The sequence below is a fragment of the Bradyrhizobium sp. MI1.7 genome (assembly GCF_055811795.1).
Genome location: NZ_JBVVPO010000089.1, coordinates 1 through 25601 on the forward strand (window position 1 = coordinate 1; position 25601 = coordinate 25601).

Here is a 25601-nt window from a genome sequence, read left to right on the forward strand (position 1 = left end):
GGCCTTCATCCTCTGAAAGCCCGGCCGTCCGGTCAATTACTGAAAGCCAACCTGTCCCCCCTGGAGGGCCCACTCCAATGAGGGGTCAAAAATTTACAGGCCGATTGACAGCCTTGTCGGCGGCAGCGCGGTCGACCAGCCGACCGAAGTCCTTTTCGAAGGGGCGGCTAGGGTCTTATTCTGCTCAGTTTTCTGCCGCTCGTGCCCCTAAGCAGACGCAAATTGCGGAGGAGGCACGCAGCAACGCGGTTTGCCTCTATTCCTTGGTATGTGGCTGACCGCTGGCAGTGAGGTCGTCTTCCACCTTCCCTTCGCTCTTGAGCTTTGCGGCTCTGTCCTCGTTCTTCTTTGCTGACTCTTCCTTATCGCCTGGAGTGGCGCATTGCGAACCGGCCTTGAGATCGCCCCTCACCTGAGCCTCGTCGGCTGAGTTCTGCTGGGATTTGTCCTGCTGGAGCTTGTCCTCGCATTGCTCGGCCGACGTGGTGGCGGGGATGAAAGAGAAGGTCAGTGAGAAAGCAATTGCGATCGATCGATGCACGGAAGTGTTCCTTGATATTGTGCAATTTACGTCGTAGCCAACGCGTCCGGCGCGGCGTTCATTGAACTAAAATAACCTAGGACCGGACAGCTAGTTCCCGGCTCTCGGCTGGCGCCCCTGTTGGGGTTGAGCGGACTTTCTGCGGTCAGCCGCTTGATGAGCACACGGCTTAACAGCCCCGGCAGATACTTTTGATCTTCTTATCCAGAGCCTTGTCCGCGGGATCGCGAAGCTCCGCAGCAGGTCTAGGATCTTGCTGACCGGCAGCCGCGGGCTGCGCGCGGTGATAGTGGCGCCGGCTTTTCGCATCTGCCGTTTGAACGACGGGGAGTGCTGCAATAAGGAGCGTATACAAAACGACTTTCAGCAGTTTTTGCAAATCTTCCCCACCGTTCTGTCTGCCTTGGTGTTCTCTTGATCTATTTTAGCGTCGCTGTCCTGGGTGTTGGTTGTCGTCGTTCTACCGATGCCGCCTGCAGGCGCCGTGCTCCGCGCGCTATCGCCTGGAGATCCGGATGAGGTCGCGGTACCGGCGGCATTGGTGCCGGGTGCCTGTACGCCCGTGGCCGAGCCGTTTCTTTCTCCCGTCCCCTGGTTAATTGACGGGGCTGCTCCGGGAGCTGCCGCGGTGCCGGTTGGGCCGCCGGTCATCCCCGAAATTGTGCCGGCGGAATTTGCTGCGCCGGAGGCGGCACTTCCCGTGGCTGAAGGAGAAGAGGTCGCGCCGGCGCTGCCCGCAGCTGAAGAGGCTGCTCCACCGGCGCTTCCACCAGCGGACCCGCCGCCGCCGCCGCCTCCGCCGCTACCGCCTCCACCTCCTCCGCCTTGAGCGAACGCGGCACAGGGAAGGACGATAGTCATGGCGAGAGCGAGACGAAGGAGTTTCATGCTGCGATTCCTTTAGCGACCAAGCGGCCTCCGGTAATTTCGTTCCTATCGCCGACGCGGCTTCGCCAAGGCGAAATCGATAACCCGGGCTGCCACGGAAGCTTAATCTGCGCGCTCCGCAAGGCTTTGCGGCCGCGCAACATCGTCAGCCCTGGACCGGAGTTGTTATGCTTGCTTGGTATTCGATGCTGACACTTATGGCCGATGCCCTTTAGGTCATCGACGTTCGGCCGCGGCAGATCGCGGCGGGCACCAGCACTGCCGGCGAAATGTTCCTTATGGTCACTGAAAAGCTGGATGCTGCGGCGGAGGCCCGAACGATATTCATGCGTGGCGGCGACAGCGGCGAGGTTCTCGATCCCTACAGAAAATCGTGGCCTTCAACGTCAAGCGTTTGTCGGCAGGCAAGACGGTCGGCCTGAGATTAAGAGGCGGCCCATAGGAACGCGGCGCAGGAACGATTGTTTCGATCTAGCCGGTGCGTTCACGGCCTGGGACATCAATGTGCGTCCCGCCGCGAGGCGAAGGAGCACGCCAAGTTCATCGCTCATCGCATAGGCGGTGAGAAGCCACCCTTCGCGCAGCCTGGCAACTACATCAGGGTCCGGGATGAACACGGTGTAGAGATTTTCGAGGCACCGATACACGTTGGGCCTGGCTATTCTATGCTCAGGCAGCTTAGGCGGCGAGCCGCCATTTTTTATGCCATTCCTTCCGTCTGCGCGTTTTGTTGTGCGCTTCTTTGCGCGCCGTGGACGCCATGGAGCTCGCCGAGCATATCGACCAGATGGTGCTGTTCTCGGGTGACGGCGACTTCCGGTCCCTGGTGGAGGCGGTGCAGCGCCGCGGCGTTCGCGTCACCGTGATTTCCACGATCGCGAGCCAGCCGCCGATGATCGCCGACGAGCTGCGTCGCAAAGCCGACGTGTTCACCGACCTCGTCGAGCTACAATCCAAGCTCGGCCGCGACCCGTCCGAACGCCCCGCCTCGCGTGCGTTGGGGCTACATCAGAGATTTCCAGCTAACGCTGTTCGAGGGCCGCTTAGGGTCAAAATGCGAAGAACTCAATGTGAGAAAATCAGGTCTGCCCTGGCTCACCCGGACATTCGTGAGGGCGCTGCGAATTCGCGAATGGGCCAGTAGCGGCCGAGCTGAGCGAGATAGCGCGCAACACTCTCCTCCAATTGCGTGCGCCGCCGCTCCACTTTGCCGCGCGTGAAGTTCTTATCGCGATTATTGACTGCTTTGAATTTGCTGCCGTCGATGGCAACGCTGGCTGTCGCGAGCAAGCCCATCTTGCGGCACACCTCGAGGAGGCGCGCGCAGACCTTTTTGATGCCGGGACCATTGTCCTTGCGGAAATCGGCAATCGTTTTGTGATCTGGCGCAAGCCTGGCGAGCAGCCACATCACTTCGACGTTGCGGCCAGCTTCACGCTCAAGCCGGCGGCTCGAATGGACACGGTTAAGATAACCGTAAATGTAGAGCCCTAAGGGCGCGGCCGGATGATACGACGGCCTACCTGTGCCGGCAGGCTCAACGCCACCGAACCCAAGTTCAGCCAGATCGAGGGCTGCAACGAAGGCGTCGATCACGCGAACCGGATTGTCATCTGCAACCCGGTCGTCCAGGCATTCCGGCAACAAAGTAGATTGCCCACGATCAGCTCCTTGAACGAAACGAGTCATGCCAGCCCCGCCGATTCACGGGAATCATAGCAGGCACGGCGTTTTCACACAGCCAGGGTCAAAACGCGAAGAACTCAGCAGGAGCAAATCTCGTCCGCCTTGCCATACTAAGCGGACCTCAACGAAACGCTCCGCTACTTCGCAGATGGGCGAGCAGCGGACCTCCGGCAACGTCACGCGCCGCGCGGCGCGCGTGTCTTGAAGGAGGGCGCAATAACTGGCGACAAGCGCCCGTCGACGAACATCAGCGCGTGATCGGAGGGCTTCCGTTATCTGAAGACAGGCTGTGTCGGAGCGGAGCTCCGAAACGGATCATCGGAAGTTGAGAGTCCTCGATTGGGGGGCGGAGTGGCGCCGGGGAAGGGGTTCCGCCAAGCTTCCTCACTTGTGCGATTGCAGAAATCCGGATGGCTGCATTTGCTCACCGAGTCTTGCCCCGTCAAGCTACCGAGTGCCCGCCTTGCAGGATGTGATCGGCGGGGCGGGTGGCGTGGAGGTGCAGCTTGCATTGCGGAGTGGGAGGTATAGTCCCGGTCTCGAACCTTCTTGGAGTCCACCTGGGAGTTCATCCGTGCCTGCGCGTTTCTCCCTTGTTCCCAGGTCTGAAATTGCCGGAATAGCGCTTCCTTATCGGCCTCCGACTGGATGTTGGCGACGGCGGGGGTCTCTTGCAGGAATGCCTCAAAGCGTTCTCGCTTTACCGGTTCGAGGCCGTGTTGGTCGAGCCATTGCTGTGCGAGCGGCAGGCGATTCCAGCCGGCGAGTGGTGCCGTCAGGGAGACCTCCTTCCACTTGGGATGAAAGGGCGGGTTCTGCAAAGCGGCGAATTTCGTGAAGAAGGCGTCAACGAACAGGGCGAGCTTGCGACGGCGTTCAGTGTTGGGAGCCCAATTGTATGCTGCGAGCACCGCCGGCACCGCGATCGTTTCCACCGTTTCTCCCTCGGGAATCAGGTTCGGATAGTCTTTCGAGGTCAACGTCGCCGGCAGATAATCGCTCTGCAGGGGCTTCGAATAGGCGACCGCAGCAAGATGAAAGGGGCCGTCATTCTTGAAGGCAGTGACAGACAGGTATGGCTTGCCGCCCACCACGATGACGGCGTCGAGCTCGCCCTTCTTCAACTTTTCCATTGCGATCCGCTGCTCGATATAGACGAAGTTCGCTTTGATCCCGAGCCGCTCGAAAACTGTCAGTGCAGTCACAAACGTGCCGCCATTGGGCAGGTCGACGCTCACCGTCTTACCTTCGAGATCGCTCAGAGTCTTGACTGCCTTCGGTGCGATGACCTGCATCTCCTCATTGTAGAGCTTGGTCACATAGGTGAACTGCTTCTTGATGTTGTTGGCGAAGCCCTTCTTCTCGAGATAGTCGAGCGTGTCGGCGCGCACGATGCCGAGATCGACGCCTTTAAGAAAGAGGATGTCGGCGATGCTCTGCACCGAGCCTCGACCGGTGATCGGCAGGACGCGCAGCTTACCGTCGTCGTCGAGCACGGAAGCGAGGTCTGCACCGAACTGCACATAGGTGCCGCCGATCGTACCAGTAAGCAGCGTGACCGTGTTGGCGTTCATTGCCTTCTTGGTCGAGACCGAGCCGAATTGGAAGACTGCCTTCAGGCTGTCACTAACCTTGGCCGGGTCATACTCGGTCTGTCCGGCATGGGCCGCAAATCCAGAAGCCATCAAGATCATCGCGGCAATCATTCCAAGGAGTTGACGCACAACATCCTCCTGGCGTGTGGAACCTGCCACACGGACACAACCTCTCGAATCGTTGATCGTTCCCATGGCGCCCAGTGGAACACTGGGACCGAACACTTCTGCTCCGGGTCAAAAGGCGAAGAACTCAGCGTGAGCAATTCTCGTCCGCTACGCCCCACTAAGCTGACCTCAGTGAGGGGTGTCGCCACTTCGCTGATGGGCCAATAGGAGACATTGCTCACCAGCAAAAGTCTTCCCGAGGCCGGCCAGTGCCGAGCGCGGCTTTATCTTTCTCGCAGCACGAAACCTTTACGCTGCTCATCTATTGGTGTGTGTAGCGGCGAACCGGAAAACGGCAGCCGTCTGAGAAAGCCGCGCGGAGTAATGCCCGAGCGGCTTTTTCATGCAGATCGGGCCGTGTCCTTATCAGCGCATCAGCAGGCTCCGAGGTTTGGGACGAAAGCAGATGAGGCCTTTAGCGAGACAGCCATTTAGGGCACGTACCACCGAAGAACTTATGGCGCTGCTCAGCGCAGTAGCTACTGCAATTCTTGCGGTCATCATTATCTCGATGCTCTATTTTGGCCGGGATATCTTCGTGCCCGTTGCTTTGGCTATTCTACTAAGCTTCGTGCTGGCGCCGCTGGTCGGAATACTGCAGCGTATCCATGTCCCCCGCGGATTAGCCGTCGTGAGCGTGGTTATACTTGCCTTCTCGCTGATTTTCGCGATGGGGAGTCTCCTCGCCACGCAACTGACGCAACTCGCGGGAGACCTCCCGCGTTACCAATCGACGATAAGCGAAAAAATTCAGTCCTTCCGGGACACAAAAGCCGGCAGGGGCACGCTGGAACGCGCCTCCGACATGCTGAAGGATCTCAGCAAAGAACTTGATAAGCCAAAGGATGCACCATCCGCACGTGGCTCAGGCTCTGTCGCTGGTTTCAACACGCCCGCGCCGCTGACGCCGGTTCCGGTAGAAGTACGCCAGCCCGATCCTGGCGCGCTGGAAAGCCTGCGGACTTTGATCTCGCCGCTGGTTCATCCTCTCGCGACAACCGGCATCATCATTATTTTCGTCATCTTCATTCTGCTTCAACGCGAAGATCTTCGTAATCGTCTCATTCGATTGGCGGGGTCATCCGATCTCCAACGTACGACGGCGGCGCTCGACGACGCGGCGAGCCGCCTTAGCCGGCTGTTCCTGACTCAGCTCATCTTGAACGGCGCATTTGGCGTGGTGATCGGGATAGGTCTGTGGCTCATCGGGATTCCAAGCGCGATCCTTTGGGGCATCCTGGCGGCAGCTCTCCGCTTCGTTCCCTACATCGGCGCCGTCATCGCGGCCGCGTTCCCGCTTGCGTTGGCAGTAGCCATCGATCCCGGCTGGTCGATGCTGCTATGGACGCTCGCGCTTTTCCTAGTTGTGGAGCCGGTCATGGGCCATGTCATCGAGCCGATGGTTTACGGCCACAGCACAGGGCTTTCTCCAGTTGCCGTGGTCGTGTCGGCAACGTTCTGGACTGCACTATGGGGTCCAATCGGGCTCGTCCTCGCGACGCCGCTGACGGTGTGCCTTGTCGTGCTAGGGCGTCATGTGGAACGTCTGGAATTTCTTGATGTCATGTTCGGGGACCGGCCGGCCCTTTCTCCCCCCGAAATATTTTACCAGCGGATGCTGGCTGGTGATCCGACGGAAGCCGCCGAAAAGGCCGAAGAATTTCTGAAAGAACGGTCGCTGGCCTCGTACTATGATGAAGTCGCCTTGAAGGGTTTGCAGCTAGCGCAAGCCGATGCCGAGCGCGGCGCGCTTGACCAGGAACGTCTAACGAAGATTCGAGACGCGGTGAACGAATTTGCCAGCGACCTTTCGGATCAGGAGGACCGGCCGCCGGCGAAAAGCAATTCAACCACCGACGCGGAAGCATCGTCCGCGGTGGAAAGCGTTGCAGAAAATGCGACAAATGAAACGTTGCCCATTCTCAGCAAGGAATCCCTCCCGCCGGGATGGCAGGGTGAACATCCCGTCCTCTGCGTGGCGGGGCGCAGTCGCATCGATGAGGCGGCCGCGATCATGCTGGCTCAGCTCTCGACGACGCACGGCCTGGCGGCGCGAGTGGAAGGGGCGGAAGCGCTCTCCACGACGAATGTCTTCCGCCTTGATACCAGCGGCGTTGCGATCGTATGCCTGGTCTATCTCGATGCCAATGGACCAGCGCACATGCGTTACTCCGTTCGACGCCTAAGGCGAAAGTTACCGAAGGCAACCATTATCCTGGGCTGTTGGGTCAAGGAAATCGACCCGGCTGCGCTGGAATTGTTGCGGGAAGGCGCGAAAGCCGACCTCGTTGCCGCGAGCCTCGGTGAGGCGGTCAAGCTGTGCATCGAGGCGACGGGAGTGAAGGACCAGGAAGCCTCCAAGCAGGAAATGTCCGCAACAGTAGCTGCGTGAAGTTTCCATCATGGCGAGATTTCCCGTCGTGAAATCAGGCAGACGTTGTCGGCATATGTCCAATGCTGGAAAGGTTATTTGAGTGTGGAACCAATCTAATCGAATTCGCTGCGTCTTGATGGTGTGCGCGACAATCACGACGACTTCGACTTTCGCGGCTAACCCTGATCAAGGCGAGAACCTCGTCAAACGATGGTGCGCAGGCTGCCATCTTGTCGCAGCCGATCAGAAGGGCGCGAGAGCCGACGCTCCAACGTTCGCGTCCATCGCAGCGAGGCCGGATTTCGACCCCGCCAAGCTAGCGTTCTTCTTGCTCGATCCACACCCGAAGATGCCTAATATGCAGCTCAGCAGGGATGAAGCGTCAGATATCGCCGCCTATATCGCGACACTCAAGTAGCAGCAGAAAACACGCCGCCGACGCGGAGCACGCGCGATCCCGAACGTTCCGCGCTTGATGACCGACAAAGTGTGGTCGAGTTCAAGAAGTCCGCAGCGCGCCCATCTGCTGCCGAAGATTGGTCTACTGTACACCCACCATGTGCGGTCAGCGACGCAATTTGATGCCTTGAAAAGAGCCAAACCGTCCTTTTGCCTGAACAATCGACGTCACCAAAACAACGGGATCGCCTTGCCCAGTGGCATAGCCGCCACCTTCGAAGCCGCGCGAGGCTTTCGAGGCCGCGTGGTCCGAGCTGCGGCTCACCATCCCAGACACCGCCTTCGCCGAATGGCGCCAAGACCGGGACTGGCGGGCCGAGGTTGCGGCCAAGCGGGCGCGGGGCGAGAAGCTCGACAGCGAGATCCGGAGCACGCTGATGCGCTGCGTCTGCGGCACCACATTCAACAGCTGGAAACCGGCGGAGAGCTACCCGCACCGCGTACACATCACCGCCGCGCAGGCGGCCATTGGGTACTGGCCGAAGTAGGCCTCCAACTGAGGCGGCCTTACTCCGCGGCGACAGGCTCAGCCTAGCGTTTTGTCAGAGCCTCTGCGGCCAGCGTCCGATCTAACCACTCGTCGGCAAACAAGCGCCATTGAGCTTTAGACGACAAGACGTCAGTCTTGTCTGCCTGCTCGCGGCACTCCTCATACCCACGAGGAAACTTCGCTGCATCTTCGAACATGGCACCCCGCTGTGGATCATAAACTCCAAGGAGCGGTTTATCCGGGTTTCGATCCTAGCGAGAGCAGGCCTGATGGCCAAAGGAAAATCAAAGTCCTGCCGCGCCATTTTAACTTAGGCTACTGAGATCAAATATAGGCCAGGACTGGCCGATGAGACACGCCTATGGAGCACACCGAAGAACGCCCCTATGCGAACCCGGAGGCGGCTGCGCGCAAGCTCCTCGAGCTCGCAGCCAACGTCGCGGCCGTGCAGGACGGCCGCATCTACATCGAGCGGATCAACGCGCTGGTCATGATCGGGCTGGAGGGCAGCGGGCGCGAGTTCGGCGCCGGGTTGAAATACGCGATCGAGGGCGGCTGGTTGTCGAAGCATGAAAGCGGCACCTACGTGAAGCTGACGCCGCCTGGGGAAGATCCGCTGCCTCGCACATAGGAAGGTACCAGGCGAGATTGGCCGCCAACTGAGGCGGCCTTACTTGCTAATGCGGGGAACGAGCGCAGCCACACTGAATGCCACTATGCAGGCGACGGCTAGGGACCAGAGCGTTATGGCAGTCTCTCTAGGCATGGGCCCCAACGTCATGCACCACCGTTTCAAGCGGGTTAATTCATGAAGTAGATGCTCGTAATCGCTATGGCGACCAGTAGTGCGCCACCAAACATCGCAATGGCAAAACAGACGCGCGCCGGGATCGAATACGTATGGAAGTGGGGTTCCCTGATCATGCTACGGCTTCTCCTGCGTTTGGAGCTCAACCGGCAGTTCCGATGAGTGGAACCACTAAAATCCCTTTATGAGACGGCGTCGAGTTAATTCGGTTCCGCGGTGCAAAGACCGGAACGTTCTAGCGAGGCGGCCTCAATGCCCGCGCCGTTCGACCTCGAATGTGAATTTGAGCTGGAGCACCGGACCGCCGTCGTCCCGGACTTCAATCGACATCTGGTGGCTGCCGTCCCCCGGGGTCCGAACGGCATCTCGGGCCATATCGGCCAGCGAGCGCGCCGCCTCTTCTTGCACCTTCTCTACGGTCGAGAGTTCCAGACCTTCCTCATCCGAGAAAATCTCGTCACCCTCTCTGATGTCAAAGTAATACCGTCTCATCAGACCTGAACGACGCCAACCTCAAATTGTTTCTTTCGTAAAACGGGCCACTCAACTAGGCGACTGATGCCGCAAGCAGGCCGGCCCCCCCACCTCTGCTCGTTCCTCGCGAGAGAAGCAAGTCTATCCAGCTAGCCAGCCAAACCGACATAAGTTCGGGCGATGTCGGCGCGATCTTTGGAAATGCCGCTCGCGCCAGAAAGTCTCTTGTAGAGGTCAGCATGTTCTCGGCACTCAGCAATGTTGATCACTGGCTCTGCCTTCTGTTGGCCGTGCGCGTCACAGGAGCGCCTTCCCCGCTGGCTTGCCTACTACCAAGTTAGGCCCCGTTAAAATCAGTCTTATGACACTGGTTAAATACGGAAGCGCCCGCTTCAGTTTGGAAAAGGAACCACAAAGGCGACTGATATTTGAGTCGTCGCTGGCTCGCTGGCCGAGCTGGCGGAGCGGCCCTGGCCTACCCCCTTTGACCCCTTTGCCGGGGCCGTCTCTCGCCCTTGTCATGTCGGACTAGCGTATGCGTGGCTCGCCCTCGATCTGCCGGCCGACCGCCTCGACCGCGACATCTATCTGGTGCTTGAAGACTTCGGCGCGCGCGCCGGTTGCGCCTGGCGTGAGACGGATGAGGCTGACACTGATCTTGAGGGCGTCCTGCAAAATCTCCTGTCCGGCCAGTACGCCTATCCGGTCCGAATTGTATCCTTCAATCCCGTCGAGGGGTGGTCGCGGGATGCGACTTCCGACGTCGCCGACGCGCCGGCCCAGCGCGCGGCCGACACCGACGCCGAGATCTCCTCCGCACTACAAGCCTTCATCGCCGCCACCGCCACAAGGCGCTTCGACGCACAGCTGGCGCTGCCCCTGCGCGGGGTCGCCTGATGCCCAGCGAGGAAAAGCCTGTGTCCGTTGGTGCAACGACCACGACATGCGTCAACTGTGACGATTTCGGCTGGGTTTGCGCGAGAACCACCCGGACCGCCCCTGGGACGGCCCGCGCGCCTGCACCTGTGGCGGCGCCGGCGCACCCTGCCCGGCCTGCAACGCTGCTGGCGAAGGTGAAGTGCCGCGCATGCCAGAAGGCTTTCAGATCGAGGTCAACAAGGACGGCTGGCGGCACTGTGGTGCCTCTATCGATGTGAGCGGCCCAGGCGCCTCCGGGGCTGGAGAGGAACGGAGACACCGGGACCGCAACGACGCACCGGCTCGAAGTTGGGGCGCCGTGGATATTCTCCGCCCCGGGATTCAGCGCAGGCTCTAACAAATGTTGAGTGTCCCAGATTAACTTTGCGGGCTTCCTCCGTTGCGCAGTGTTCCTTCGCGGAACAGAGCCCACGAAATATTCCTGACACAAACCGCTGCTTCCATGCCTTCAACCGGGCGCGGTGTTTGTATCCTTAGTTGTTTTCATTCCCGGGGCTGGCTTTGCTCGAACCTATTTTTTTTGACCGGCGTCGATAGACTTTGGACAGGGCCGCCCCACAAGGGCGGCCCTTTCTTCTGGAGCCTTCAAGCCCTATCTGCGGTCTATGCGTACTGCGTTCGAATTTTGCCGGCTTACCGCCGCCTAGATGGTACCGGCCGGGCCCGACTGGATCCACGAAATCAAATACGACGGCTAACGCCTGCGCGTAGAACGGCGAGGCCGCGACGTTCGGCTGCTCACCAAGAATGGTCACAACTGGACCGACCGCTTCCCTTGGATCCTCCAGGCAGCGTTGAAGAACCGCGAGGAGCAATTTGTCATCGACGGTGAAGCCGTAGTGCTCGGCGTCGACGGCGTCTCAGACTTCAACGCCCTGCACTCGCGCCGAGGTGCAGCTCTATGCGTTCGACATTCTGGCGCTCGGCGGCGAAGACTTACGTCAGCTGCCGTTGACGATGCGCAAGACCAACCTGGCGCGCCTGCTACGCGGCCGCCCCGATGGCATCTTCGTCGCACCGTTTGAGGGCGGAGAAATTGGGCCGGACCTCTTCAAAGCAGCCTGCGGCATGGGCCTTGAGGGATTAGTCTCGAAACGGCGGAATCGCCGCTACGTCGCCGGCCGCACAAAGGAATGGATCAAGATGAAGAACCGAACACACCCCGCTATGTCCAGAGAGTTTTGACACGAATACCGGATTAGGGCGTGCACTCATATTGCCGCTTCTCGAGATAAAGCGGACCTATGCAAAGAAGTCCGGCAATTTCGCCATTTGACCCAACTCGGACATTTGCGCGAGACGGGTGGCCGCTAACAAATGCGACGCATGCACGTTCGAGTAACCCACCTCAGCGCACGGTCGGAGCATGCTCCCGCTCGGCTAACGCCGAGGGCGCGGCGCACTAAGACTGGTGCGGTGCCAGCGTAGGGCGACAACGGAATTATTATTAAATGTCGGCCCCTTTGTTGGGGGCACCACGCTCTTCTGCGCCCTGTAATTCCCTCTGCGCTTGGTCCCAGAACTCGTCTTCGCGTCCTTCCGGTTTGCCCGCCTGCTCCCACAGCTCGAACGCGCGCTTCCGTATCTGCTCCTCGGTTGGGTGGGCCATCATGAAATCTCCCAGAGCGCAGTCCTGCCTTGGGCAGGAGGCACAAAGGGCAGGACCGCCGGGCCAATTTATCTCAAAGAGCCAATTCGGGCTTCGGAGTCGTTCCTTCGCCACGCGCCTTCTCGGCCGCATCATCCGCCAAGGCCCATAGCAGCCGTATCCCGGCCGTTGGCCCGAAGTCGGCTTCTGACCACACCGGACATCGACGACCAAAGTCGGCAACCGGCACACCTGCGGGTCTCCGGAACTTTGGGGTGATTCCGGGAGTTTATAAATTAGGCGGTATCGCGATTTCGCTTTCGGCTCAACACACGCTCAACACACATATGCCGTCTGTCGTCGCAAACCGCGGCATCGCAGGAGGCTCTTCATGAGTATCAAGCGAATCTTGGTTCCACTTCCCGGCTCAGCCGGCCTCACCGGTCAAATTGAAACGGCCCTGTCTGCCGCCAAGGTGCTGGTGGCTCACGTCCAGGCACTGTTCATCAGTGAGCCGCCGCCAGTCACGCGCGACCTAATGGCCACCGACCTAATGGCCACCGAAATGGGACGACGAACGGCGACCGTCCCCGTAAATTGGCACGCCGAGGAACGGGAGCGAACTGCGCGGGATGCGCGTGAGGTTTTCGCGCGGGGCTGCGCGGTAGTCGGCATCCCGATGCTATCGGCGAGCGACGAGCCCGGCCGCCCGCTCGCAGCATCCTGGCGCGAAGCCGAGGGATCGTATGTGGAAATCGCGGTGCAACGGGCCGCTGCCTTCGACCTAATGGTCGCCGCAAGCGCCAGCGTGATGGAATCGCTCATGGCTATTGCCGAGCAATCGCTGCTGCGGACCCGTCGCCCCGTGCTGTTGGCGCCGGCTCGCCCGCAGAGTGATCTGACCGACAGCGTGATGATCGCCTGGGACGAGAGCCCGGAATGCTGGCACGCGGTCTCGGCTGCCATACCGTTCATGCAACTTGCCAAATCAGTGCGGGTCATAAGCGTTGACCGGGACGGCAGCAATCGTCAAGCCTCGCAGGCGGAGGTGCTTGCCTATTTGCGCTGTCATGGCATCGATGCGACCGCGCAGGTGGTTGCACCGGAATTGCGCTCGGTGGGTGATACGCTGCTCGCGGTGGGGGCAGAGCATGAAGCCGGCCTGCTGATCATGGGCGCCTATTCCCATAGCCGCCTACGCGAGATGTTTCTGGGCGGGGCCACGCGCCACATCCTTAAGAACGCTTCGGTACGCCCCGTTCTCTTAGCGCATTAGCCCTCGTCAGAGCGCAATCCCAGCTCAGGTTGCCGCCAACGCCAACGCTATGGCGGGCTTGCTCACTCGCCGAAGGCGGGTTGGGGGGACCGTGCGATTAAGCACCGACGCTGCCAAACGCACCACCCTCCTCAATTGGGTCTCCCGAGTTCGGCACTTATGGCAGATCGTGCTCGGGTCGATTTGATTGGATGTCGGTTTGTGGGCCCTTAACGGACCTCGTGCAATGTCCTCTTCTCCGCCGCGGTTGGGAAATAAGCGGGCATCGCGGATTTATGAGTGCACGTGCTTGCGATGAAACCTTACGCCTCATTGCCGAGGTGCCCATCTCCTTGGTCGGTGCTATTGATTTCCCAGGGAGGATTATCCCGCCGGTCCGGGAATGAAGCACCGCCACAAAGGAGTCATTCTTCCATTGTCGTATGACGGCCACCACCAAACCATCGCCCTGCCGCTGAGGTTCTGCCCGTTGACTACGACAGAGTTTGGCACGTCAAACCATTGCCCGGGTTCGTTTGGCCGATGCGGATGCTTCAGAAGGACTCTATAGCCATTTTTTGCCATATCCCACTCGGCCTCCGCCTGTTGGCCGTCCCCACCATCACAGCACGGCTCACCTGCCCTATTCTTGAGACTTTTGAACCAAGCGTTCAGTTCTGGTCGCATCAGGTCATGTGAATAGGCTGTGTTGATGCCGAAAAATGTGACCGCACACAATCCCACCGTGCCGGCTACGATCAACCGATAAAGATGCACTGGGTGTCCATTGGAACTGGTCATGGAAACCTCCGTTTCCTAGCCCGTTTGCGTGGGTCATCGGAAACGAGCGAAGGTTCAACCGGAAGTACACTTAGGTGCCGGCCAGTTCCTCGGCATGCTTTGCTTTTTGACGTGACGCCGAGTCAATTTGGCTTCTTGCCCTAACAGCGAAGTGGCGATGCCCCTCACTGTGGTCAGCTTAGTGGGACGCAGCGGACGAGATTTGCTTACGCTGAGTTTTTCGCTTTTGACCTGAGCGGAAGTCCCGGCGCTGATCGTTCCGCAGCGGCCAAATGGCGCGTTTCAGGAGCTCAAAAGGAGGCTAGGATAACTACGTGCAAGACCTCAGCGCAGACGCCGGCCTCCGGCTCCTCCGCGGCTGGCATCAGCGAAAACTCATGGAGGATTTCGCGATGAAATCGCTGGCCTATGTAACTCTATCTGTCCTCGCGCTTATGCCGAGCTACGCCTTCGCTCAACAGTCAACCGGCCACAAGATGAGCGACGAGGAGCTGATTAAGCTGTCCTTGTCCGCGGCACCCGAGGCCATCGCCAAAGACGCAACGATCGTCGCTATGGATCACGACGGCAAGATGCGGACGTTGCGCAAAGGAACTGGGCAGTGGACGTGCATGCCGGGCCATGCCGATCCGGCCAACCCCGACCCGATGTGCGGCGATCAAAACGCGATGGAATGGGCGACGGCATGGATGGAGCACAAGGAGCCACCGGCGAATAAGGTAGGGTTCATGTACATGCTGCAAGGGGACGGAGGTGCAAGCAACACCGACCCCTATGCAACAAAAGAAGAGCCCGGCAACAATTGGATCAAAACCGGCGCACACGTAATGATCGTGGGCTCTGGCGCTAAGATGTTGGATGGTTATCCACGCGACGCGAAGGCCGACCCAACGAAGCCCTATGTGATGTGGCCTGGCACGCAATACGAGCATTTGATGCTGCCGGTCCGCTGATCTCGCGATCCTGCATCCGCGCCAGGACGGTTCTGTGCGGGGCGCGCGCGATGAAACGCGCGTCCCTATCGGTCCTGCTGCCCCGATGAGTCCGCTTGCGGCCCCTTAGCGGACTTCGTGAAGAGTCGGCTTCTGCGCCGCTGTTGGCGAATAAGTGGGTGCTGGCCGAAATAGGCCACTCGCGAAAGTGAATTAGTGCCACTGGTAGGAACTAAGGGATTGCCCGCCCTGTTGCATGTTGTTCCTCCCTCTAAAGGAACAGCCTTATGGCCGACGACAACAACAAAAATCCAAATGAGAAGCAGCCCGGCGAGAATCCGGACGGCAAGTACCATTTCAATCCTGGGAACATGGCCGGGAAGAAGCCCGGGGATTCGGAGCAGACTGCCGAAAACCGTGGCGAGCAGCCGCACGCGGACAAAGAAAAACCCGCCGGTTAGGTGCTGGCCACTCGGAGGCCGCCAACTGAGGCGGCCCTACCCTTTTGATTTGACCTCGCAAATCCTGCGTTTCAGGTGGCACGTCATAGTCGTCCACTAGCCTTTCGGTCTGCTCCTTGGCCTCTTCATGGGATCGACAAGCCGCTAACTATGGCCATCCGGGCCTAGGATGTAGGCGCGACATCCAATCATTCCGGTGGTGCCAGACCGGGCGACCTGAACCACTCGCTCATATGCGCGCCGGTCTCGGCTTGCCTGGCCTTGCGGATTGTGCGCTCCCGTTCGATACCCGGTGGAAGCGACTGAGCCTTCTCACGAAGACGCCTTGCCTCTTCTGCAAGGCGTTCCTCAAGGGACATAGTTTGCTTGAAACGGCGACGGTGCTGATAGCGCTGCTGCATTCCTGAGGAAGGCGGGAGCGCTAATGGCGTTCTCATCCCCGATAAGAGCCAGGACAAGGCGATATCGCCCTGATGAACTGCGCCAAGGGGAGGACCGCCGTAGTGCTCGCAATCCAAACATGTCCGGCGACAACGTCAACAAGCCGGATCGCGGGCTGCTCGCGAGCGCATTATACCAACGGTAGCGCCCGCTCATTCCGGAGTAACGGTGCGCAACCTCTTTACCGAGACAAACGTCCACCAATCCCGAGCCTGGATAAGAGGGTGCGATCGGCTCTTTGCCTAACCTGTTCGAACGTGCATTGAGAAGGCTTTTTGTCCGGTCGCCACCTGATGATCGAAGTCCCGTGACGGAAGCGACCGCCGGTGAAATGATCGTAGGACACTTCGACCACATATTTCGGCTTGACCGGCTGCCATTCTGGCGATCGCTTCGTGGACCAGCGACTGGGACCGCCAGGGGCATTTCCTGTAAAGCTCTGAGCTTGCTTGACGGCTTCGAGCTTGTCGGTCAAAGCCGGCTTGTCCTTTGCTTTGATCCCCGACGAGAATCCAACGTGATGCAGCAACCCGTCGTCATCGTAGAGCCCGAGAAGAATCGACCCGACGACCTGCCGGCCCGCCAGACGGTTTTCGCCGTAGCGAAAGCCGCCGATGACACAGTCCGCACTACGATAACGCTTGATCTTTTGCATACCCTCTCGATTGCCGGCCTGGTATGGAAGGTCGAGGCGCTTCGCGATGACGCCATCGCTTCCACCGCCCGCCGACGCGAGCCAACGTTGGGCATCCCTCAGCTTCGAGCTGGCCGGCGAAAGGCGAAACAGGTTTGCCTTCGAGAAGAAACGAGCGGCGAAATTCTCCAGAAGCGGTCGCCGCTTGGCGAGAGGCTCACCCGCCAGATCGCTTCCGCCTTTCAGCAAGAGGTCGAACGCGAGGAACAAGGCCGGGCTCTCTGCCGCCAATTTCTTCACGCGGCTTGCAGCAGGGTGAATGCGCTGCAACAAATCATCGAATGAGAGTTGACCGCCGGTCGGAACGACGATCTCGCCATCGAGGACAAAGCTTTTTTCGCGGACCGCAAGCGCGCCGGCCATGACTTCGGGAAAGTACCGGTTGAGGTTCTGCCCGGATTTCGAATGGAGGTCGACTTGCTCGCCCTCCCGCACCAGAAGGCAACGGAAGCCATCCCATTTCGGTTCGTACTGCCATAGCTCGCCGATCGGAATGGCGTCGACCGAACGGGCCTCCATGGCCTCGATGGCGATGCGGCGCTTTCCCACGCCGCTCAATCTTCCACACGAGCGAGAGGCCCGATGGCAGGAGCGTTGATTGGCTGTCCGTCGACATCGAACATCGATCCATGACAGGGGCAGTCCCAACACGTCTCAAAGCTGTTCCAATGCAGGTGACAACCCACATGCGTGCAACTCGCCGACCTCAGGTGCAGCGCACCTGCCTCGTCTCTAAAGGCTGCAAGTTTTTTCAGTCCACGCCGCACGACCGCGCCTTTGCCAAGCTTGAGATCGTCCAGTGAGTTAATCTCGCCAGGCGCCGCATACTCAGCAAAGCTTTTAAGTGCGGTAATGTTCTCAGTCACAAAGTTCTTCGCGGCCTTAAGAGGAACCCGGCCCGGCTCGTAGATGTCTTTCCAGGGGTGATCCTCACCAAAAACGAGGCTCGTATTCAGCATCGCGCCGGCGACACCGTGCGTCAGGCCTTGCCCGGAATCGCCCATCGCGACGTAGATATTCTTGCCGCCGGAATCCCGTCCGATGAAGCCGGCATAATCGATTGTATCGAGCACCTGCCCGGACCAGCGATGCGTCTCTTTGCCGAGGCCGGAAACCAGGCTGCGGGCCCAAGCTTCCAGTCTGTCAAAACGCTCATCAGCGTCGTCTGCCTCTCCGGTTTTGTGATCTTCGCCTCCCACCAGCACATAGTCGGTATTGGCGGGACCGGGCTGCAGGCGGACATAATGGTAAGGATCTTCAGTGTCCCAGTAGAGCGCGTCAGGTAGCGCACCGCGCTTGATCTCGAAGGTGATAACATAGGTCCGATAGGGAGCCGTCTTCGTGTGGATGGCAAAGCGGTCGGAGATCGAAGAGTTGGTTGCGACAACGGCATGTTTGGCGCGAATGGCGCCGCGCGCGGCTTTAACCGTCACGACACCATTGTCTTCAGTCACTTCGTCGACCGGACTGTCTCGGAAAAAGGTCACGCCATTCTCACTGCAGGCCTTTGCCACCCCGGCCAGGTATTTGAGGGGATGAAAAGTCGCTTGCCTGGGATAGCGCAGAACGTGGCGGCCCTCGCACCCTTTGAGGGATACGCCCATCAGCCGGTGGACGGGAGCTCCGACCTCGCGGACCGCATCCATTTCCTGGTCGATGATATCGGACGGCATGTCCCGCCCCTGAAAGAGATAGCCGTCAAGCCTGCGAAAGTCGCAGTCGATCTTCTCTATGTTCTGGATTTCCTCGATGCGGTCGATGGCAGCCGCCTGGCTGTCGCAAAAGAGCTTTGTCGCCTCGTGCCCCCTGATCTTCGTCATTTCGCTGACGAGATCGTCGCACAAAGGAGCAAGGTGAGCCGACGTCCTCGACGTCATGCCACCGCAAATGCGGCCGCGGTCGATGACAATGACGGACCTGCCGCGCTGGCAAAGCTCATACGCCGTTGATATCCCGGCGATCCCGGAGCCAATCACGGCGACGTCGCACTCCTGGGCGCCATCGAGCACGCGCGCATCAGGTGCGACGTCAATATCCATCCAGAGCGATTTGCTGGTCATGATGTTCTCCAAACACGTGAGAACGTTCCCATGTCAGGCCGAGTTCCAATTCTAAGTGTCAGACCTTGAGCACAACGGCCAGTATGCGCCTGAAGGTTGTCGCGTTCTTGGGAGCGTGCGCGTCGTTGTCATTGTTGAAATAGACCCAGGCCCGCTTCGCACCGCTCGCCTTGATCCTTTTGGCCCAGATCTCCAGCTCGCTCTTGGAATAATCGTGACGATACCATCGCTTTGGGCCGTGCAGGCGGATGTAGAGTTCATCGCTCGTCCGAACGAGTTCGTCCGGCAAGCGTGGCCCGCTGCAGGAGCAGAAGATAATCCCCGCGCTACGAAAAGCCTCATAGACCTCTTCATTCCACCAACTCGCGTGCCGAAACTCCACGACGTTGCGACGCTCGGGATCCAGCTGGCTGACAATGTCATTAAGCCGGGTCTTGGTGTAACGATAGCTCGGCGGCATTTGAAACAGAAAGCAGCCCATCCGGTCACCCAGAATGTCGGCGATCATTCCAAAATCCCGGATGAGCGTCTTTGTCGCTTTGAATCGTTTCACGTGGGTGATGAGTTCGGAGACTTTGACGGTGTAGATGAACTTCTTTCTCCCGGGCTGCCGCCGCCAGGATTGAACACCGGCGACTGTCGGCCACGAGTAAAAGGATGCATTGATTTCGACAGTGTCGAAACGCTTTAAATAATGATTAAACCACTCGGTCTGCGGCACGTCTGCATAGAATGAGTCCCGCCATTTCCAATAACGCCAGCCGGAGCATCCGACGTGGACAAACTGTCTGTGCCGCGGCGGATCCTTTGGACGGTCAGTTTTTGTCTTGAGGCGAGCAGCATGCATCTTTGCGGCACGCTTGATATTGTCCTCGCGCTGCTTTTCGCGTCGCAGACGTCTGCGTTCTCGGAGCTCCTCGGGCGTCAATTCGATCCGCGTCGGTGGTGCCATCTGCGAACGAGCCTCGATTGCCTACCGCTACAGCCTCGCGAGCCCTGCTGGCGCCGTTACAATGCAAGCCCGCGGCGACATCTGGGCTCCCGCTCCCGCGTGCGGAATCGTTACCGTCGTTAAAAAGGGTCGTGAATTCGTAGAGAAGAACGACTGCACCGAGAGAGCGCCGCCAACGATTGACGCCACGGACGATTTCATCCACCGTCCAGAGAACCAGGCCACCGTTGACCGCGATCGCGCGATCGTCAAGGCCAAGTTTGCTTTGCCTGCTGATGGCCATACCCAGAGCAAAAGGCCGGCCACTATCACAATCCACAGAATGAGATTGGGTGACTGTACAATCGTGATAGCGCCGGTCTTGCGATTGCGGAAAAACCATCGAAAGAACTCGCGCCACTAGTTCGCCCCGGTTGAATCTTCAGTCAGAGTCCAACCTCACCTTCTTCGCGACCTTTCCAATAGGTCGCGCGGTTGGCTTTGACCTTGATCAGGACAATGCCTGGCGTATCCACGCCATTTTCGAACCATTTGTCGAGATCACTTGTCCAGTGCTGATGAAAGACGGCCTTGTCGCGGATCAGTTCGGCAGTCCCTTCGACGGCCACATAGATCCCTTCGGCGAATAGACCGGCCTCGGATGAGAATCCGAGCGCGACATTAGGATTCCGTTGGATGTCAGAAACTGTCCGCGTCTTTTCGTAAGTGAAGTAATAAGACGTGCCGTCGTAAGCCACGTCGCCGTTGTTACTCATGGGTCGATTGGCGATCTCACCGTTTTCTGTGTGGGTCGAAAGAATGGCGATGTCGATGCCGGCCATTTCCTTCGCGATTTCAGCGAGCGATTTCTTGGACATCTTTCCTTCTCCATTGGCCGGGGAGCAACTGCGGGGTTCAACCCATGTTCCCTTGAGGTCCGCAACTGGTTAGCCGTGGGAGCGACGACAAGCGATTACGCCGCTCATTGCTCTCGGACGCCGGCCGATGGCAAATGGGATGCATCTACCTCGACCACGCATTGCGTCCTCCGAGGTGGCTAGGAACCCTGGGAAGGAGCAAGCGTTCGGCTCACTATGGTCGACACCCCACTTTCTCATCTTGTTGAACATTCGGTCCAGATCGCTTGGGAGTTCCTCGAGCGCTCGGGCGACCTCGGCGACGCTGCCGAAGCCAGCCAATTTCTCTCCCATAAGATCGAGCAAATGGTCCGGAACGGTGAACGTAGCAGGTTGCTGCTCTCGAACCGGGCGATCGATGCTTATCGGCGGCAATTCGGCGTCCTCGACGCCTAGCACGCATAACTCTACGAACGAAACCTCGAGAGCCCGCTTGGTCGTTAAAGGTGTCGCGACATGAAGCTCTCTCGTTGTGCCTTGGCCTTGGCGATTATCCTTCCCTGCGCTGCTTTCGCTCAAGGTGGCGGTGGTGGAGGCAGTGGCGGTGGGTCCGCGGGCGGAGGAGCCGGCGGCGCAGCCTCCTCCGGGGCGGGCGATACAGGGACATCCTCACCTTCAGCTACAAACGCCGCTGGCACTGCAGGGTCTGGCCCAGCAAATCCCGCCGGAACCGTTGGCTCTCCCGGCAACTCCACCGTCGGCAATGCCCCCGCAACGTCGCAGCCCGGCGTCAATCACGAACCGGGGCAACGGATCGACACCGAAAGCGAAGCCCGGACGCGCGGCACCAATGCGGCCGGCACCGCTGCTTCCTCGGGCTCTTCGGCCGCGGCTGCGAAGACCGCGCCTGCCGGAGGGATCGGAAGGCCTGCGACCACCAACCAGCAGGATAGCGACGCCAAGATCGATCAAGAGAACAGCAACACGGACAGGATGGTGGGGTCGATCTGCAAAAACTGCAAATGAGCATCGTGTTGATCCTCATGTTGGGGCCTTTTTTGATGGAGCCGATTTCCGCTAGTGGAAAACGGCCCGGATCGCATAGGCAATACCCGCGGGCGGCGGAGCAAATCGGTACGATTAGACCCAAGAAGGATCTGTGGGACCCGACCGACCGCGCCCTCGAGAAGATCAGAAGCATCTGCCGGGACTGTTAGCCGCTCGAGTGTGATGCGCCTGGAGAACCCGCCGGATGAAAGCAATCGTGTATCAACATGAGCTCGCCGCCGAACTCGAGAAGCGGTCTGGCGTAACCGGCCTCAAGCTGATCCGCGTAAAGGGTTACAGCCCCAGTTGGCAACTTGGCGGTATCCGGCAGAAGCCTCTGGAGGAATCCGCCGAAGCGGCTTTGGGTGAGGAAGTGCGGAAGTTGCAGACAGAGTTTGACATGGCCTAGGCTGGCGCTCGCCCATCACGGCTTCTCTTTTCGGCAACCTCTAAAGGAAGCGGCACCGGCGGACGGATTGATTTCTCCGACAGGCGGAAGTGACTTTAGACTTATTCCGGCGCCCCACCCCGACCCGTAGATTTTCCGCTGACACTTGCCGAAGCGTCCAGCCTTCGGCTCGCAGCCGATGCGCGCCCAGTCCACGGAAAAGAGTGACCGGACTTTATCAAGCATCGACTGCGGATCTCATCTCTCAAAGCGTCAAGCGGTTGGACAAAGGCTCGCATGAAGGCACGGTGCTGGCGAGTAGGGTCCGATGCAGGTGAGCGCTCACAAGGCCTCCCTTTTTCAACGTTACGCTGAAGGCGGTGACGATCCGAAACAAGGATGGGGCGAACAAACCCTTGCATGCTCTGCAGCATCATCTTGGCCTGGCGCAGGAACTCGACAGAAACCGAAAGTAAAAAGTAAATCGGCTTACCTAGATGCCGGCATAGGGCAGCCCACGTGGGCAGCCCGGCCTTGTTAAGGCGGCGCCCGCCTGTTGCGTGAACAATGGTCTTTTCTGCCGTAAGAGCGATGAGAGGCCCCGTACATTGGATGGAACCTTGATCAAGCCTCGGATGTTTTCTGACGAGCGGCGCCTACTTCACGGCAAGATTAGCGACCCCGGTAGGATCGACGAGCGCCGGACCGCCAAGCGAGGTAGCAAGTGGGTCGCCCGAACACGGTTAGCAAGCGGATAGCAAAGCCCGGCACATCGACAGCTTCGGATCGCGACGCATCTCGCAACCCGGTGCAGCAAAAGCCGCTCCCACTTGGTTCGGGCGCGCGCATGAACGCCCGGGTGGTCTTTGCCGTAGCGGTGGTAGCGCTCTCCCTGTGGACAGCGGGGGGATTCCTGCCACCTTTGATCTGGGCAACCATTCTCGCCGTCACCTTGTGGCCTCTCTACATCAAGTTCGCTGCACGGCTCACCTCGGGCCCAACAAGGCTGGCAGCCGTCGCCTTTACGGCGATCGTCGCGCTCATCCTGTTTACGCCCATGGCGCTTGCCATCTACCAGGTGGCCGAGCAAAGCGGTGACATCGCGAACTGGCTGAAGAAGGCCAGGGAGAGCGGAATCGAAGTGCCCGACTGGATCGCTCGCCTGCCGGTCGTAGCAGAAATCGCGCAGCAATGGTGGCGCGATAATCTGTCGGATCCGAAAGCCGCGACTGCTTGGCTCAAGACCATCAATGCGGATGATGCGTCTGGTCTATTCAACACTTTCGGCGGTCAGCTGATGCGTCGCCTGTTCATGCTCTTCTTCTCCCTATTTGCCTTGTTCGTGCTGCTCAGCAACGGCCGCTCGGTCGCTAACCGTACCATCGAGACGTGCGATCGCATCCTGGGGCACCCCGGCGAGGGCGTGGTGCAGAAGATCGTGGATTCGATCCGAGGGACGGTGAACGGTACCGTGATCGTCGCTATCGGCGAAGGCTCGTTGATCGGCGTCGGATACCTTGCTGCAGGCGTACCAAATGCCGTGATGTTTACCATCATAACCACGGCCTTTGCGATGCTCCCATTCGGTGCCTGGGCAGTGTTCACGGCTGCCGCCGCGACGCTTTTGTCCGGCGGTGGCAGCGGGATCGCAGCCGCAGGCGTCTTTTTCTGGGGCGCGGCCGTCATGCTTGCAGGGGATCACTTTGTGTGGCCAACTCTGGTCGGGGGCGCGGCGCGGCTCCCTTTCCTCTTTGCGTTCGTCGGAATTTTCGGGGGGCTGGCTGCCTTCGGCCTACTCGGTTTGTTTTTAGGACCAGTCATCATGGCCGTACTATTGACGGTTTGGCGAGAGTGGATTTTTCGGCCTGAAGAGCGAAGCAGGTTTGACTGATTGCGCCGGCGTGCGGGCTGCCCATTACCTCGGCGCGTACTCGTCGTGGAAGATGATCCTCTCATCCGTGAATTCGTTGTCGACGCTCTGCGCGAGGAGGCCTTTACGTGTTCCAGCCGATGGCGACGAGGCGCTTGCCTGTTGCAAGCGGCGGTCGCGGAGGTGCTCATCACCGACATCAGGTTACCCGGGAAGATCGACGGATGGCAGATCGCCAAACGCTGCCGCGAGCATCACCCGGAACTGCGATACCGGTGGTCGTGATCGTGTTTCCAGCCATCTTCGCCCCCATGTACGCTATCCGCAGCGACATCATATATCTACCGCGCGCCGGGTGTTCCTGGGAAGGGTTGACCGGATGCAACGTGCGGGATGACGATCGTGCAGCAGGTGCGCGAGTTCTTCGCGCTCGGATTCTCTATCGAACAGGGCTTTCTGAATATCCCGGGCATGTCGCCCCATACGTCTATGGCCGCCCGTCCCAGCAGGACGGCGAAGCTTCCGGTCTTGTCTTCATCGGCGTCTTAGTGGAACAGCGGAAGACCTCCCGCGTTCCATTGCCATCATTGCGAGAGGAGAAATCGATTATGGGTATCTTCACCAAGGACATCAAAACCATGGATGACTTGCTGATCCATGGGCTTCAGGACATCTACTATGCTGAGCAACAGATCACGAAGGCGCTGCCGAAGATGATCGACAAGGCCACTAACCGCGATTTGGTCACGGGCCTCAAGAACCATCTCGAAGAGACCAATAAGCAGATCGAGCGGCTTCAGAAGGTCTTCGAGAAGCTAGGCAGGGAACCCAGTGGTGCGCAGTGCCCGGCCATCGACGGCATCATCAGGGAAGCCGACGAGACCGCGGGCGAGATCGAGGACAAGGCGGTTCTGGACGCCGCCATCGTCGCGAATGCGCAGGCGGTCGAGCACTACGAAATTTGCCGGTACGGGACACTGATTGCCTGGGCCGAGGAGCTCGGCCACGACGAGATCGTACGCTTCCTCACCACCAACCTGAACGAAGAGAAGGCGGCGAATACCAAACTCAATACGGTGGCGCTGCGCAAGGGCGTGAATGCCAAGGCCTCCAGCTCCAGCGCCGCCTAAGACGTGTCTCCCGGCCCTAACGACCCCGACATCGCGGGGTCGCTATTTCGTCGCGGCCGGTGGACCGCTCGCAGCTTGCGTCTTGCGAACCAGCACGTGATCGAGACGACGAGCCAGGCCAGCGACGCCGCGGCGAACGCGCCGGCCACGCTACGCTCGACGATCCACCAGAACACGGCCGCGAACGCCAACATCCCGACAGCCCCAAGCGCTGCACCGGCGGCGTCGAGCGCGGCGGCCTCCTGCCCGCGCCTTTCGCCGACGAGCCCGGCCTCCCGCTTGCGGCGGATCTCATGTTTTTCGATGAGCGTGGCGCTGGCGCAGAAGTGGAGTGGGCCCCTCGGAGCAGACGGGGTCAGGCTGCTGGTTTGACCGTTCGCCGGGTGTGTTGATCCTCGAATTGCACAGGACTGAGATAACCGAGTGCCGAGTGAAGCCGTCGACGGTTGTAAACCTCCTCAAGGAAGCGCGGAAGGTTTTCGGCAACGTCGATGAAGGTTTCGAATGCCATCGGATAAACGGCTTCGACCTTGAGTGTCTTCATGAAGCTCTCCGCCGTGGCATTGTCGTATGGGTTGCCGCGCCGGCCCATGGAGCCGATCAAGCCGTGGGCGGCAAGATGATCGCGATAGGCAGCCGCAGCGTATTGGGCGGATTCAAACGGTCGTCGCAACACCAGTTGTTTTCACTCATAACAGCAATTCGTCAAGCGCCTCCGCCGGCG

At 59.6% G+C, this 25601-nt stretch carries 23 protein-coding genes and 5 pseudogenes; 14 read left to right on the forward strand and 14 right to left on the reverse strand.

What is annotated here, in order from left to right; translation table 11 throughout:
- Nucleotides 1–256: 256 nt before the first annotated feature.
- Entirely contained in the window at nucleotides 257–541 is a 285-nt protein-coding gene (locus AC0L3X_RS41835; RefSeq protein ID WP_162478977.1) for a hypothetical protein, read from the reverse strand.
- 1636 nt (nucleotides 542–2177) lie between these two features.
- Between AC0L3X_RS41835 and AC0L3X_RS41840 the strand changes: the two are divergent.
- Nucleotides 2178–2573, forward strand: a pseudogene (locus AC0L3X_RS41840) (NYN domain-containing protein); the annotation flags it as partial.
- A 5-nt stretch (nucleotides 2574–2578) separates the two neighbouring features.
- On the opposite strand, the pseudogene AC0L3X_RS41845 reads toward AC0L3X_RS41840, so the two are convergent.
- Together AC0L3X_RS41845 and AC0L3X_RS41850 are read right to left on the reverse strand one after the other, a co-directional pair.
- Nucleotides 2579–3118: pseudogene (locus AC0L3X_RS41845) on the reverse strand (transposase); the annotation flags it as partial.
- A 593-nt stretch (nucleotides 3119–3711) separates the two neighbouring features.
- Nucleotides 3712–4839, reverse strand: a pseudogene (locus AC0L3X_RS41850) (TAXI family TRAP transporter solute-binding subunit); the annotation flags it as partial.
- Nucleotides 4840–5335: 496 nt separating this feature from the next.
- On the opposite strand from AC0L3X_RS41850, the gene AC0L3X_RS41855 reads away from it, so the two are divergent.
- Both AC0L3X_RS41855 and AC0L3X_RS41860 read left to right on the forward strand, forming a co-directional pair.
- Nucleotides 5336–7270 carry an AI-2E family transporter gene (locus tag AC0L3X_RS41855; RefSeq protein ID WP_473317405.1) on the forward strand — a complete coding sequence of 645 codons (1935 nt, stop codon included), beginning with the start codon at nucleotides 5336–5338 and terminating at the stop codon, nucleotides 7268–7270.
- 118 nt (nucleotides 7271–7388) lie between these two features.
- Nucleotides 7389–7670: a c-type cytochrome gene (locus tag AC0L3X_RS41860; protein ID WP_049808111.1), complete on the forward strand. Its 282-nt coding sequence runs from the start codon at nucleotides 7389–7391 to the stop codon at nucleotides 7668–7670.
- Between the two features lie 147 nt (nucleotides 7671–7817).
- On the opposite strand, the gene AC0L3X_RS41865 is transcribed toward AC0L3X_RS41860, so the two are convergent.
- Nucleotides 7818–8117 (reverse strand): hypothetical protein, encoded by a 300-nt coding sequence (locus tag AC0L3X_RS41865; RefSeq protein ID WP_063982905.1) that lies wholly within the window; start codon nucleotides 8115–8117, stop codon nucleotides 7818–7820.
- A 445-nt stretch (nucleotides 8118–8562) separates the two neighbouring features.
- Between AC0L3X_RS41865 and AC0L3X_RS41870 the strand changes: the two genes are divergently transcribed.
- Nucleotides 8563–8832 (forward strand): hypothetical protein, encoded by a 270-nt coding sequence (locus AC0L3X_RS41870; protein WP_473317406.1) that lies wholly within the window; start codon nucleotides 8563–8565, stop codon nucleotides 8830–8832.
- Nucleotides 8833–9258: 426 nt separating this feature from the next.
- Here AC0L3X_RS41870 and AC0L3X_RS41875 read toward each other — a convergent pair whose 3' ends face one another.
- Nucleotides 9259–9501, reverse strand: coding sequence for a DUF6894 family protein (locus AC0L3X_RS41875; protein ID WP_063982903.1), 243 nt, complete (start codon nucleotides 9499–9501; stop codon nucleotides 9259–9261).
- Nucleotides 9502–10018: 517 nt separating this feature from the next.
- On the opposite strand from AC0L3X_RS41875, the pseudogene AC0L3X_RS41880 reads away from it, so the two are divergent.
- Nucleotides 10019–10380 (forward strand): annotated as a pseudogene (locus AC0L3X_RS41880) (hypothetical protein).
- 933 nt (nucleotides 10381–11313) lie between these two features.
- Nucleotides 11314–11607 carry an ATP-dependent DNA ligase gene (locus AC0L3X_RS41885; protein ID WP_341850584.1) on the forward strand — a complete coding sequence of 98 codons (294 nt, stop codon included), beginning with the start codon at nucleotides 11314–11316 and terminating at the stop codon, nucleotides 11605–11607.
- A 262-nt stretch (nucleotides 11608–11869) separates the two neighbouring features.
- Here the strand turns inward: AC0L3X_RS41885 and AC0L3X_RS41890 are convergent, their stop codons facing one another.
- Nucleotides 11870–12034 (reverse strand): DUF2934 domain-containing protein, encoded by a 165-nt coding sequence (locus AC0L3X_RS41890; RefSeq protein WP_371441352.1) that lies wholly within the window; start codon nucleotides 12032–12034, stop codon nucleotides 11870–11872.
- 367 nt (nucleotides 12035–12401) lie between these two features.
- Between AC0L3X_RS41890 and AC0L3X_RS41895 the strand changes: the two genes are divergently transcribed.
- Nucleotides 12402–13286, forward strand: a complete 885-nt coding sequence (locus tag AC0L3X_RS41895; protein ID WP_162478982.1) for a universal stress protein — start codon at nucleotides 12402–12404, stop codon at nucleotides 13284–13286.
- A gap of 363 nt (nucleotides 13287–13649) precedes the next feature.
- Here AC0L3X_RS41895 and AC0L3X_RS41900 read toward each other — a convergent pair whose 3' ends face one another.
- Nucleotides 13650–14066 (reverse strand): hypothetical protein, encoded by a 417-nt coding sequence (locus AC0L3X_RS41900; RefSeq protein ID WP_144030598.1) that lies wholly within the window; start codon nucleotides 14064–14066, stop codon nucleotides 13650–13652.
- A 314-nt stretch (nucleotides 14067–14380) separates the two neighbouring features.
- Between AC0L3X_RS41900 and AC0L3X_RS41905 the strand changes: the two genes are divergently transcribed.
- Entirely contained in the window at nucleotides 14381–15019 is a 639-nt protein-coding gene (locus AC0L3X_RS41905) for a hypothetical protein (protein ID WP_231145610.1), read from the forward strand.
- Between the two features lie 266 nt (nucleotides 15020–15285).
- Nucleotides 15286–15459, forward strand: a complete 174-nt coding sequence (locus tag AC0L3X_RS41910; protein WP_179945624.1) for a hypothetical protein — start codon at nucleotides 15286–15288, stop codon at nucleotides 15457–15459.
- Between the two features lie 188 nt (nucleotides 15460–15647).
- On the opposite strand, the gene AC0L3X_RS41915 is transcribed toward AC0L3X_RS41910, so the two are convergent.
- From AC0L3X_RS41915 to AC0L3X_RS41935, 5 genes are all read right to left on the reverse strand, one after another.
- Complete coding sequence (locus AC0L3X_RS41915) at nucleotides 15648–15860, reverse strand: hypothetical protein (protein ID WP_473317408.1); 213 nt, start codon at nucleotides 15858–15860, stop codon at nucleotides 15648–15650.
- A gap of 221 nt (nucleotides 15861–16081) precedes the next feature.
- Nucleotides 16082–17113 (reverse strand): ATP-dependent DNA ligase, encoded by a 1032-nt coding sequence (locus AC0L3X_RS41920; RefSeq protein WP_231145768.1) that lies wholly within the window; start codon nucleotides 17111–17113, stop codon nucleotides 16082–16084.
- 35 nt (nucleotides 17114–17148) lie between these two features.
- Nucleotides 17149–18654, reverse strand: a complete 1506-nt coding sequence (locus AC0L3X_RS41925) for an FAD-dependent oxidoreductase (protein ID WP_354142192.1) — start codon at nucleotides 18652–18654, stop codon at nucleotides 17149–17151.
- Between the two features lie 58 nt (nucleotides 18655–18712).
- On the reverse strand, nucleotides 18713–19606 hold the full coding sequence (locus AC0L3X_RS41930) for a DUF72 domain-containing protein (protein WP_231145608.1): 894 nt from the start codon (nucleotides 19604–19606) through the stop codon (nucleotides 18713–18715).
- Nucleotides 19607–20031: 425 nt separating this feature from the next.
- Nucleotides 20032–20463, reverse strand: coding sequence for a pyridoxamine 5'-phosphate oxidase family protein (locus AC0L3X_RS41935; protein ID WP_038953432.1), 432 nt, complete (start codon nucleotides 20461–20463; stop codon nucleotides 20032–20034).
- A 216-nt stretch (nucleotides 20464–20679) separates the two neighbouring features.
- Between AC0L3X_RS41935 and AC0L3X_RS41940 the strand changes: the two genes are divergently transcribed.
- From AC0L3X_RS41940 to AC0L3X_RS41960, 5 genes are all read left to right on the forward strand, one after another.
- Nucleotides 20680–20898 carry a hypothetical protein gene (locus AC0L3X_RS41940; protein WP_063982882.1) on the forward strand — a complete coding sequence of 73 codons (219 nt, stop codon included), beginning with the start codon at nucleotides 20680–20682 and terminating at the stop codon, nucleotides 20896–20898.
- A gap of 796 nt (nucleotides 20899–21694) precedes the next feature.
- Nucleotides 21695–21898, forward strand: a complete 204-nt coding sequence (locus AC0L3X_RS41945) for a hypothetical protein (RefSeq protein WP_085398680.1) — start codon at nucleotides 21695–21697, stop codon at nucleotides 21896–21898.
- Nucleotides 21899–22724: 826 nt separating this feature from the next.
- Complete coding sequence (locus AC0L3X_RS41950) at nucleotides 22725–23768, forward strand: AI-2E family transporter (protein ID WP_231145607.1); 1044 nt, start codon at nucleotides 22725–22727, stop codon at nucleotides 23766–23768.
- Between the two features lie 45 nt (nucleotides 23769–23813).
- A complete protein-coding gene (locus AC0L3X_RS41955) occupies nucleotides 23814–24032 on the forward strand; it encodes a response regulator (protein WP_161495746.1) in 219 nt (72 codons plus the stop codon).
- 323 nt (nucleotides 24033–24355) lie between these two features.
- Entirely contained in the window at nucleotides 24356–24877 is a 522-nt protein-coding gene (locus AC0L3X_RS41960; RefSeq protein WP_085398682.1) for a YciE/YciF ferroxidase family protein, read from the forward strand.
- Here AC0L3X_RS41960 and AC0L3X_RS41965 read toward each other — a convergent pair.
- Together AC0L3X_RS41965 and AC0L3X_RS41970 are read right to left on the reverse strand one after the other, a co-directional pair.
- A pseudogene (locus AC0L3X_RS41965) lies at nucleotides 24874–25212 on the reverse strand (hypothetical protein); the annotation flags it as partial. The gene AC0L3X_RS41960 and the pseudogene AC0L3X_RS41965 overlap by 4 nt on opposite strands.
- A gap of 20 nt (nucleotides 25213–25232) precedes the next feature.
- Nucleotides 25233–25553 (reverse strand): integrase core domain-containing protein, encoded by a 321-nt coding sequence (locus AC0L3X_RS41970; RefSeq protein WP_144030515.1) that lies wholly within the window; start codon nucleotides 25551–25553, stop codon nucleotides 25233–25235.
- Nucleotides 25554–25601 lie beyond the last annotated feature (48 nt).